The sequence below is a fragment of the Rothia sp. HMSC076D04 genome, assembly GCF_001814645.1.
Classification (GTDB): domain Bacteria; phylum Actinomycetota; class Actinomycetes; order Actinomycetales; family Micrococcaceae; genus Rothia; species Rothia mucilaginosa.
This window is the reverse complement of sequence record NZ_KV817352.1, coordinates 1-582: the sequence shown is the minus strand read 5'-3', so window position 1 is coordinate 582 and position 582 is coordinate 1. Positions and strand designations below refer to the sequence as shown.

The window sequence follows — 582 nt, the reverse complement described above, 5'->3', positions numbered from 1 at the left end:
TGAACTGCGCCCCGAAACTTGGACGCATTAAATACTAGCCGCTACACGGCTTCCCTCAGGGCCTGAACCCGGTACTCTACCGGAGTCAGGCCCTTAAGCTTTACTTGACGCCTTACCGTATTCCAGTGCGTGATATAGGCATCAAGGTCAACCTTGAAACTCTCAAAGCTCTGCCAGTCCTGGCCACGAAAAAACTCGTCCTTCAGGTGTCCGAAGACTTGCTCAGTGGCGCCATTGTCGATGCAGTTTCCCTTGCGTGACATGCTCTGGATAAAACCATTCTCAGCGAGCGTACTAATGTAGGTCTCGTGCTGATACTGCCACCCCATATCCGAGTGCAAAATCGGCTTAGCTCCCTCGGGTTTGGCCTCCATGAGTATCTGAAGCATCTCTTGCTGCTGGGCAAGATTAGGGCACATCGAGATAGAATGGGCAACAATCTCCTTGCTAGCAAAGTCGTAAACCGGAGCGAGATAGGCCTTACCGAAGGAAAGCTTAAACTCGGTGACGTCGGTACCCAACTTCTGCCAGGGGCCATCGGCATTGAAGTCGCGGCCGATGATGTTGGCGAAACTTTGCCCC

At 52.7% G+C, this 582-nt stretch carries 1 protein-coding gene; it reads right to left on the bottom strand.

All coding sequences use genetic code 11. The annotated features are described in order from the left end of the window. Positions 1 to 41 precede the first annotated feature (41 nt). Positions 42 to 582, bottom strand: a 541-nt coding sequence (locus HMPREF2980_RS00030; RefSeq protein ID WP_141755926.1) for an IS3 family transposase, incomplete at its 5' end; no start/stop codon positions are given.